This window comes from Streptomyces sp. NPDC102259 (assembly GCF_044766465.1).
In the GTDB taxonomy this organism is placed as follows: domain Bacteria; phylum Actinomycetota; class Actinomycetes; order Streptomycetales; family Streptomycetaceae; genus Streptomyces.
Map to the genome: position 1 here is coordinate 1 of NZ_JBIWMA010000020.1, position 9,110 is coordinate 9,110.

The 9,110-nt window shown below is 75.5% G+C and carries 6 protein-coding genes and 1 pseudogene; 3 read left to right on the top strand and 4 right to left on the bottom strand.

Features of this window, described 5'->3' with window-relative positions:
* Positions 1-237: 237 nt before the first annotated feature.
* A complete protein-coding gene (locus tag ACIRPU_RS33620; RefSeq protein ID WP_355710611.1) occupies positions 238-1,065 on the bottom strand; it encodes an AfsR/SARP family transcriptional regulator in 828 nt (275 codons plus the stop codon).
* Between the two features lie 1,138 nt (positions 1,066-2,203).
* Between ACIRPU_RS33620 and ACIRPU_RS33625 the strand changes: the two genes are divergently transcribed.
* Positions 2,204-3,682 (top strand): FAD-dependent monooxygenase, encoded by a 1,479-nt coding sequence (locus tag ACIRPU_RS33625; RefSeq protein WP_403874175.1) that lies wholly within the window; start codon positions 2,204-2,206, stop codon positions 3,680-3,682.
* Between the two features lie 928 nt (positions 3,683-4,610).
* Here ACIRPU_RS33625 and ACIRPU_RS33630 read toward each other — a convergent pair.
* Complete coding sequence (locus ACIRPU_RS33630; protein ID WP_403874178.1) at positions 4,611-5,081, bottom strand: carboxymuconolactone decarboxylase family protein; 471 nt, start codon at positions 5,079-5,081, stop codon at positions 4,611-4,613.
* A gap of 522 nt (positions 5,082-5,603) precedes the next feature.
* Here ACIRPU_RS33630 and ACIRPU_RS33635 point away from each other — a divergent pair.
* Positions 5,604-6,605: a ScbA/BarX family gamma-butyrolactone biosynthesis protein gene (locus ACIRPU_RS33635; protein ID WP_403874180.1), complete on the top strand. Its 1,002-nt coding sequence runs from the start codon at positions 5,604-5,606 to the stop codon at positions 6,603-6,605.
* Positions 6,606-6,917: 312 nt separating this feature from the next.
* Here ACIRPU_RS33635 and ACIRPU_RS33640 read toward each other — a convergent pair whose 3' ends face one another.
* On the bottom strand, positions 6,918-7,865 hold the full coding sequence (locus ACIRPU_RS33640; protein WP_403874182.1) for an NAD(P)H-binding protein: 948 nt from the start codon (positions 7,863-7,865) through the stop codon (positions 6,918-6,920).
* Positions 7,866-8,145: 280 nt separating this feature from the next.
* On the opposite strand from ACIRPU_RS33640, the gene ACIRPU_RS33645 reads away from it, so the two are divergent.
* Positions 8,146-8,814, top strand: coding sequence for a ScbR family autoregulator-binding transcription factor (locus ACIRPU_RS33645; RefSeq protein ID WP_403874184.1), 669 nt, complete (start codon positions 8,146-8,148; stop codon positions 8,812-8,814).
* On the opposite strand, the pseudogene ACIRPU_RS33650 reads toward ACIRPU_RS33645, so the two are convergent.
* Positions 8,807-9,110: pseudogene (locus ACIRPU_RS33650) on the bottom strand (hypothetical protein); the annotation flags it as partial. The gene ACIRPU_RS33645 and the pseudogene ACIRPU_RS33650 sit on opposite strands and share 8 nt — an antisense overlap.

Genomic DNA, 9,110 nt, shown 5'->3' on the forward strand with positions numbered 1-9,110 from the left:
ACTCCAACGCATGCACCAGGCCATCCTCACCGTCGACCCCCGCCTCGACATCATCGCCGACCCCCACCACACCCCCACCTACGACCTCTACACCAGCTGAGGCCGGAGCGGCCCGTGGCCCGCGGGGCGGGCGGCGGCCGGGCTGCGCGCGGCGGGGGCGTGCAGCCTGCCGGCCCGGTGCGGGGTGCGGCCGGGGCGAGGCGGCCCCGGACCGGGGCCCGGACCGGGGCCGGCGGGTCAGGGAGTGCGGGCGACCAGCCGGCGTTCCGCGGTGTCCGGGCCCGCGGGCGGTGTCTCCGCGCGTGCCATCAGGATCGAGCGCTGCAGGCGGCTGAGCGCCGCGGAGGGTTCCAGGCCCAGTTCCGACACCAGTGTCGCGCGCAGCCGCTGGTAGACGTCGAGTGCCTCGCTGCGCCGTCCCGAGCGGTGCAGGGCCAGCATGAACTGGCCGTGCACGCTCTCGTGCATGCGGTACTGGTTGACCATCACCGTCAGTTCCGGCAGCAGTTCGCGGTGGCGTCCCAGCCGCAGGTCGGCCTCGATCCGCTGGTCCAGGGCGCACAGCCGTGCCTCTTCCAGGCGGCGTCCTTCCATCTCGATGCGCGTGCCCGCCTGCACGTCGGCCAGCGCGGGTCCGCGCCACAGCGACAGGGCGTCGGCCAGCAGCCGTGCCCCGCCGGCGTAGTCCTCGGCGTCCATCGCCCGGTATCCCGCGCCGGCGCGCCGCTCGAACTCGCGGAAGTCCACGGTTCCGGACCGCACCACCAGCCGGTATCCGCCGGGGACGGTGGCCAGGACGTCCTTGGCCGTGCACCGCTCGTCGCCGCCGCGCGCCAGGGCGCTGCCGATCAGCTCGCGCAGCTGCAGCACGTACGTCTGCAGGGTGGTGCGGGCGCTGCGCGGCGGCACCACCCCCCACAGCTCTTCCACCAGCGCCGACACGGGAACGACCTGGCCGGCGTTCAGCGCCAGCAAAGCCAGGACCTGCCTGGGTTTCGGGGCGGTCGGTACGACCGACACCCCGTTCTCCCGGACCGACAACGCACCCAGCACTTCGATGTCCACAAACTCCCCCATGAGTCCAGGCCAGCCACAGACCGCAGCTCCCGGGCGGCACGAATACCGCCGCCGAGGGGCCCGGTGCTCTGCTTGTCAATCGAACACCCCCGATAAAAAAACAGCACAGTCGGTTTGTCAATACAGGACGGGCATCACCCCGCCCGAGCGGCGGGAACCGGCCAGCCGCATATCAAACTGGCGTTCACCCCACCCCTTCCCGGCCAGGAGAAACCGCAGGGTGAGGCTGGAGTTCCGCTTATGTGGCGCACAGAGCAGCGAAAACAAGGAGCCACCGGAAGTCCGGATCGGTGCGGCTGGAAATATGCGCATCCGTCGCGCGTGAGACCCGCGGGACGGGACGGGGTTCCCTGCGCCGGCACCTGGATCCGGCCACGGCACACCCCCCCCTCGTCCCGGCGAAATATACCTATCGGTCTGCTGCGCGCGGAGGCGGCAGCACCGCCGCCGCCCCACTACACGGCGGGCGCGCGGCGGGTGCCCGACGGGGGTGGCGGATGCACGGCGGGTGCGCGGCGGGTGCCCGACGGGGGTGGCGGATGCACGGCGGGTGCGCGGCGGGGAGGGGCGGATTGCGGCGGGCCGCGCCGGGGGCCGTCCGGCCGGTGCGGGCACGGCCGGACGGCCCGTGCGCGTCCCCGGCGGAACGCCGTGCGCGTGCGGGGAGCGGCGGACCGGCGGCGGGAAGCGGGAGCCCGGGGGCGGGAAGCGGGAGTTCGAGCGCCGGAACACCCCGGGCCGGGTGCGGAGGCCGGTCCAGAGGGCGGGGGTGCGGGGGCGTGGGTGGGGTCGTGGGGTCGTGGGTGGGGTCGTGGGGTGTCTCCAGGAAGACCTGAGTCCGCTTTGAGGTCCGGGGCGGATCATGAGGCAGGGTGCGGCGGGACCGCAGACGGCGTGAACGGCGCGGACGGCGCGGACGGCGCCGGCGGTCTTCTCTCCCGCCCGCCCCGTTCCGGCCTCGCCGAGGCAGGCCGGGCGCCCGCGTCTGCCGCCCCCGGGACGGCCCGCGGCCCGCGCGCACGGTGCGGGGCCGCCGGCCCCTCCGCGACCCTCGAGGACGACACCCGACATCCGAGCCACGCGAACGTGACAACGCCGTGCCGACGTGCACGAGGAGAGGACTCACATGGACAGCAAGCTTGATGCGGACGTCATCGTCGTCGGGGGCGGTCCCACCGGTCTGATGCTGGCCGGGGAACTGCGCCTGGGCGGGGCGAGCGTCATCGTCGCCGAGGCCCTGGAGCGGCCCACCGGCCAGTCGCGTGCCCTCGGCTTCACCACCCGCGCCCTGGAGTCGTTCGACCAGCGCGGTCTCGTGCCCCGCTTCGGCGGCCTGGAGACCAGTGCGATGGGCCACTTCGGCGGGGTCCCCTTCGACTACACCGTCCTGGAGGACGCGAACTTCGGGGCCCGCGGCATCCCGCAGTCCCAGACGGAGGCGGTGCTGGAGCAGTGGGCGGGCGAACTGGGCGCCGACATCCGCCGCGGCCTGGAGTTCCTCGCCCTGGAGCAGGACGAGGACGGCGTCACCGTCACCGTGGCCACCCCCGCCGGCGAACAGCGGCGGCTGCGCGGCCTGTTCCTGGTGGGCGCGGACGGCGCGCACAGCCCGGTGCGCAAGGCCGCGGGGATCGACTTCCCCGGCACCTCGGGCTCCCAGCTGATGTACCTCGCCGACGTGGCCGGATCCGGGGTGCGCCTGCGCCCGCTCGGCGAGCGGCTGCCGGACGGCCTGGTGCAGGTCTTCCCCATGCCCGACGGGGTGGCCCGCATCATCTTGTCCGCGTACGACACCACCCTGGCCGGCCACAGCGAGACGCCCGGCTTCGACGAGGTCGCCGCGATCTGGCAGCGGGTGACCGGTGAGGACATCTCCGGCGGCGAGGCCCTGTGGGTCAGTTCCTTCACCGACGCCACCCGCCAGGCCGCCCACTACCGGCAGGGCCGGGTGCTGCTCGCCGGGGACGCCGCCCACATCCATCTCCCGGCGGGCGGCCAGGGCATGAGCACCGGCGTGCAGGACGCGGTCAACCTGGGCTGGAAACTCGCCGCCACCGTCCGCGGCACGGCGCCCGACGACCTGCTGGACACCTACCACGGCGAACGCCACCCGGTGGGCGCCCGGCTGCTGTCGAACACCCGCGCCCAGGGAATGGCCCTGTTCGGCGGCGAGGAGTCCCAGGCACTGCGCGACCTGTACGCCGAACTGCTCAGCGTCGAGGAGGTCCGGCGGCATCTGGCGGGCGCGGTCAGCCACCTCGACATCCGCTACGACCCGGGCGCCGGCGCCCACCCGCTCGCCGGCCGCCGGCTGCCGCCGCGCCCGCTGGCCACCGAGAGCGGACGGTTACGCACCCCCGAACTGCTGCACCCGGCGCTGGGCGTCCTGCTCGACCTGCGCGACACGCCCGCCCTGCGGGCGGTCGCGGCCGGCTGGAAGGACCGGGTCACCTCCGTCACCGGCACCCCCGCCTCCCCCGAGGACTTCGGCGGGGCCGCGGCACTGCTGGTGCGCCCCGACGGCTACATCGCCTGGGCGGGCGACGACCCCGACACCCTCACCGAGTCCCTGCACCGCTGGTTCGGCGCCCCCCACCCCGCATGAACCGCCCCCGCCCCGTGCAGCGCGCCGTGCACCCCGCCCCGGCACGGCACGCAGAACACACCGCACGACGCACACCCACCCACCACACCCGCACCCGCACCCGCGGCGGCCCGCCCGGCAGCGGCAGGAGCGTCACGGCCGGCGGCCGGGAACACCGGCCCCCGACAGCGGCCACCGCCCAAACCCGCCGGCCCCCCGCCCCCGCCCGCGCCAGGGCCCCGGGGCCCGCCTGACAGCCGGAGCCGGGGACGGACAGGAACGGCCCGCCGCCCCGGGCCCGTTGTGCCGCCCCGGGCACACACGGGTGCGGGTCAAGTACGCCGCGCCGTCGGGGCGGCAGACGCCCGCCGCCCCGGCGGCGGAAACACCCGCACACCCGCACACCCGGGCATCCGCACACCCGGGCATCCGGGCATCCGGGCACGCGCAGTGGGCGCAGGAGGCGCAGTACGCGCAGCGTCCCGGCCGGGCCGGAGCAGGGCGAGCCGCGACGGGCCGAGGCAGGCCGGAGCGGGCCGAGGCAGGCCGGAGCGGGCCGAGGCAGGCCGGAGCGGGGCGGGCCGAGGCAGGCCGGAGCGGGCCGGGGCGGGCGGGCTGCGACCGACGGGCGGGCGCCGGGCCGTCCCGGGCACGGGTGGACGGGGCTGCGGCCCTGCCCCGCCGCGTCAGGCCCCGCCGACTCCGGCCCCGCCGGCTCCGGCCCCGCCGGCTCCGGCCCCGCCGGCTCCGGCCGCCCCGGCGGCGGGAGCCCCGGCGGCGGGAGCCCCGGCGGCGGGAGCCCTCACCCCCGGGCACACGGCGCGGACCGGGCGCGCGCGCCGCGCCCCTGCACCCGGGACGGCGGGCGCCGGCCGCCCGGGGCGCAGGGGCGCGGCCGGCCGGCGGGCGGGCCGGCGGGCGGGCGGGCGGGCCGGCGGGCCGGCGGGGGTCAGGTCCACTGCTCGGCCGGTCCCACGCCGGGCACCGGTTTGCCGATGAGGGCGAACGCCCCCCAGAAACCGGCCTGTCCGATGACGAGGGCCAGCGTGGCGATCGCCATGTCGTCGTAGTGCCGGGCGACTTCCGTGTACAGCTCGTCGGAGACGCGCTCGCCCCAGGTGCTCGGCTGGAGCACGGCCTCCGCCAGTTCCAGTGCGGCCCGCTCGGCGTCGGTGAAGTACGGGGCGTCCCACCAGGTGGCCACGGCGGCGATCCGCTCCTGCGACTCCCCCGCCTCATGCAGCGCGGCCGCGTTGCGCAGCGCCGCGTAGGTGTTGCCGAGGAGCTGGCCGGTGCGCAGGTGGATCAGGCCGATCGTGGTCTGCGGTACCGACCCGTTCGCGCCGGCCTTGCGCAACGCGCCTGCCACCTCTGCCAGTTCGGGGACGAGGGTGACGGGGTTGGGTATGCGTGATCCCACGGTTTCCTCCTCGAGGCGGAGCGTGATCCGCTCTTCGGTGTGTCCTCATGTGTCCTCACCTCCCTGACGGATCACGGCCCCCGTTGTGACCGCCCGGGGCGAAATGCCTCACCCCGGGGGGGGGACGGAGGGGCGAAGTGCCCGCCGCGGATGAGGAGTTCAGGACCGCCCGGTGTTCAAGGGATCTTCCTTATTCTTTCCCGCGGCCCGGGCCCGGCCCGCCCGGCCGCTCAAGAACGGCTTTGGGATCGCTCGAGTTACGGCACGGGGCCGGCCCGCCGACGCCGCACCGTGCGGCCGGCGGGCCGCGGGCCAAGGAGAACACGGCCCGCAAGACCCGCAGCTCTCGGGCCCTCGCGGTTCAGCAGATGATCACTTGAAAATCCGGGAATACATCACTCCATTTATCGTGCGAGCGGAGCTGCGCCTTCCCGGTGGAAAGTAAACCGGCTGGTATGTATCTTCGTTTTCCCGAGGGGGCTGCCCCTCGGAATTCAAGGCCGAGGCGGCTCAGGGGGAGCTATGTCTGCGAGCGCGTTCCGTATACACCGCGCGATATCCGGCGCAGCACACACACAGGCCGGCGCGGCCGTGCCCATGGGCGCCGGGGACGCCCTCCCGCCGTCCCTGACCACCACCGTGCCCAAGGAGTTCGTCCACCGCGCCAGCGTCGCCGAGGTCCTGCTCACCGACTGGGCGCGGGTGGACGACTCCCGCTTCACCGTCGCCGCCCAGTGGCCCCGCGGGCACAGCTTCTTCGCCGCCGTGGACGGCTGCCACGATCCGCTGATCGCCGCCGAGACGATCCGGCAGACCGGAATCCTGCTGGCGCACGCCGAGTTCGGGGTGCCGCTGGGCCACCACCTGCTGGTGGAGGACCTCGACGTGCAGGTGCGCCCCGCCCACGTGCGGGTCGCCCTGACGCCGGCCTCGCTGGACGTCGACGTGACGTGCTCACAGGTGAGAAGGCGCCGCGGCGGCGCCCTGACCGGCTGCCGCATCACGGTGGAGATCTACCGCGACGGCCACCTCGCCGCGACCGGGGGCGGCTCGTTCACCTGTGTCGCGCCGGCCGTCTACCGGCGGCTGCGCGAGGCCCGGCCGACGCAGGACGGACGGCCCCGGGTGCTGGCCCTGACCGCACCGGAACCCCCGCAGAGCGTCGGGCGGATGTCGCCGGTGGACGTCGTCCTGTCCCCCGCCGGCCGGCCCGGCAGCTGGCAGCTGCGGGTGGACACCCGCCACCCCGTGCTCTTCGACCACCCCGTCGACCACGTGCCCGGCATGGTGCTGCTCGAAGCCGCCCGCCAGGCCACGGCCGCCACACTGGGCCGCGCCTGCCTGCCGCTCGGCATCACCAGCCAGTTCCTGCGCTACGTCGAGCTCGACACGCCCTGCACCGTCGAGGCGCACCGCACCGCCCCGCCGCGCCCCGACGGCGAGGAGAGCGTCCTGGTGAGCGCCCGGCAGGCCGGCACCCCGGTCTTCCGCTCCACCGTCACCATGGCGCCGCCCGCCGAATGACCCCCGCCCGCCGACACCGCGCACACCACCCCAGGACACGCCCCCGCCCGACAGCACCCCCGCGAACCGGCCCCGCGGCCAACGCACCGGCGCCCGGCGCCCCCGCAGACCGCACCCCGGCGCACAGCGCTCCAACCGGCCGTGCTCCAGCCGGCCGTGCACCAACCGGCCGTGCACCAACCGGCCGTGCTCCAACCGGCCGTGCTCCAGCGGGCCGTGCTCCAGCGGGCGGTGTCCTGGGGGACGCCGTCCCGGCGGGCGGGGTGCGGGTGCGGTGCGCCGGGCGCGCGTCCCGCGGGGGCGGTGGCCGGCTCACGCGGGGCCGGGGCGGCCGGGGCGGCCGTCGCTGCCCGGCCGTACCTGGCGCACCGGGTGCGTGAGGCGGCCGGCGGCGGGCGCGGCGGGCTGCTGCCCGGCCGGGGCGAAGGCTGCGAGATGATCCTCGGCCCACTGGGCGAAGGTACGGGGCGAACGGCCCGTCACCGCGCGCACGGTGTCCTCCACCCGGGCCTTGGCGCCCGCCCGCTGCCGCTCGGCGCTGTGCAGGAGCGCCTCGGCGACCGGCTGCGGATAGCGTTCGGCCCAGGCGGCGCGGGCCTGGGCGGGACTCAGTTCCACCAGGCGCAGCCGGACCCCGAGGAGACGGCCGAGCTGCTCGCTCTGAGCGGCCGCGGTCAGTGCCTGCGGGCCGGTCAGGGTGTAGGCGCGCCCGGCGTGCCCTTCCTCGGTCAGGGCCCGCACCGCGACCTCCGCGACGTCGCGGGGATCCACACAGGCGTTGGGCGAGGCCGGGTACAGGGCGCGCACGGTGCGCTCGGCGCGCACCGAGGCCGCCCAGGCCAGGGCGTTGGACATGAACGCCCGCGGACGCAGCAGCGTCCACTGAAGACCGCAGCCGCGCACCTGTTCCTCGCCCGCGCGCTGCCAGCGGGTGATGAAGTCGTCGGCCCCCCGGTCGAGGACCGCCGCCGCGGACAGTTTCACCAGCCGCCGCACACCGGCCTGCCGCGCGGCGGCCACGAACGCCGCGTCGTCGCCGCCGCCGGGGCGGGTGGTCACCAAGAACGCGGTGTGCACCCCCGTCAGGGCCCGGGCCAGCGACAGCGGTTGCCCGTAATCGCCGGCGACGATCTCGGCCCCCGGCGGCGCATGGGTGACCTTCGCGGGATCCCTGGCCATCAGACGCAGGCGCACACCGGCCGGAAGCCGGCGCACCACCTCCCCACCCACCGTCCCCGTGGCCCCCGTCACCAGAATCACCCCGCCCACCCCTCCCCCGCCGACCACAGCCCCCGCAGCACCCGCGCCGTCCCCGCCGCCCGTCCCGCCCGCGGCGTCTGACGTGCCTGCCGTGTCTGCCGCGTCCGCGGCCCCGTCGTCCCGCACGCCCGGTCCTGCCCTTCTCCCGCCGCGGTCTCTGCGCGGTTCATTGAATCCAGTACATCCGGGGGTGCTGCTCGAAACACAACCCCCTGTAATGTACGAACTGGACGGTTTTTTATTGGGTCTCCGGGCTCATCGACGAGAAGGAGGCCGGGAATTGGTGAAGCAGGACCGGGCGATCCGTACCCGGCAGACGATCCTGACGGCGGCGGCCAAGGTCTTCGAGGAGCGCGGCTACCAGGCCGCGACGATCAGCGAGATCCTCATCACCGCCGGGGTGACCAAGGGCGCCCTGTACTTCCACTTCCCCTCCAAGGAGGACCTGGCCGAAGGCGTGATCCACGAGCAGGACCACGACCTGCCCATCCCGCTGCGCGCCTGCAAGGTCCAGCAGCTGGTGGACACCGTGGTCCTGCACGCCTACCGCCTGCGCACCGACCCCCTGGTACGGGCCGGGGTACGCCTCGCACTCGACCAGCAGGCCCAGGGACTGGACCGCAGCGGCCCGTTCCTGCGCTGGAGCGATGTCGGTATCGCCCTGCTCCAACAGGCCCAGGACCAGGGCGAGCTGATGCCGCACATCGTGCCCGCCGAGACCGCCGACGTCCTGGTGGGCGCCTTCGCCGGCGTGCAGGCCATGTCCCAGGCCATGTCCAACTACCAGGACCTCCCCCACCGGGTCACCGCCCTGCTGCGCCACGTACTGCCCAGCGTCGTGGTGCCCTCGGTACTCGCCGCGGTGGACATCACCGAAGGCAGAGGAGCCTTCGTCCACGGCGAACTCGAGGACCTGCGCACCCCGCAGCACCCGGCGCCCGTCAGCTGACCGCACCCGCCGCCGCACCCCCCGCCCGCCCCCGGACCACCGCACCCCCGGCCCGCCCACCGGCCCCGGTGCCCCCGGACACCGCCCCACCGGACGCGGTATCACCGGACGCCGCATCGCCGGGCGCGGTGTCACCGGCCGCCGCGTCCCCGGACAGCGTCCTCCCGGGCGCGGTGTCACCGGACACCGCCCCACCGGACACCCCCTCACCGGACGCGGTGTCACCGGACGCGGTGTCACCGGCCGCCGTGTCGCCGGGCGGGGTGTCACTGGACGCCGTGTCGCCGGGCGCGGTC

Bases quoted from the DNA above. Each gene is read 5' to 3' on its own strand.
- ACIRPU_RS33625 (WP_403874175.1), top strand. From the start codon at position 2,204: ATGGACAGCAAGCTTGATGCGGACGTCATCGTCGTCGGGGGCGGTCCC.
- ACIRPU_RS33635 (WP_403874180.1), top strand. From the start codon at position 5,604: ATGTCTGCGAGCGCGTTCCGTATACACCGCGCGATATCCGGCGCAGCA.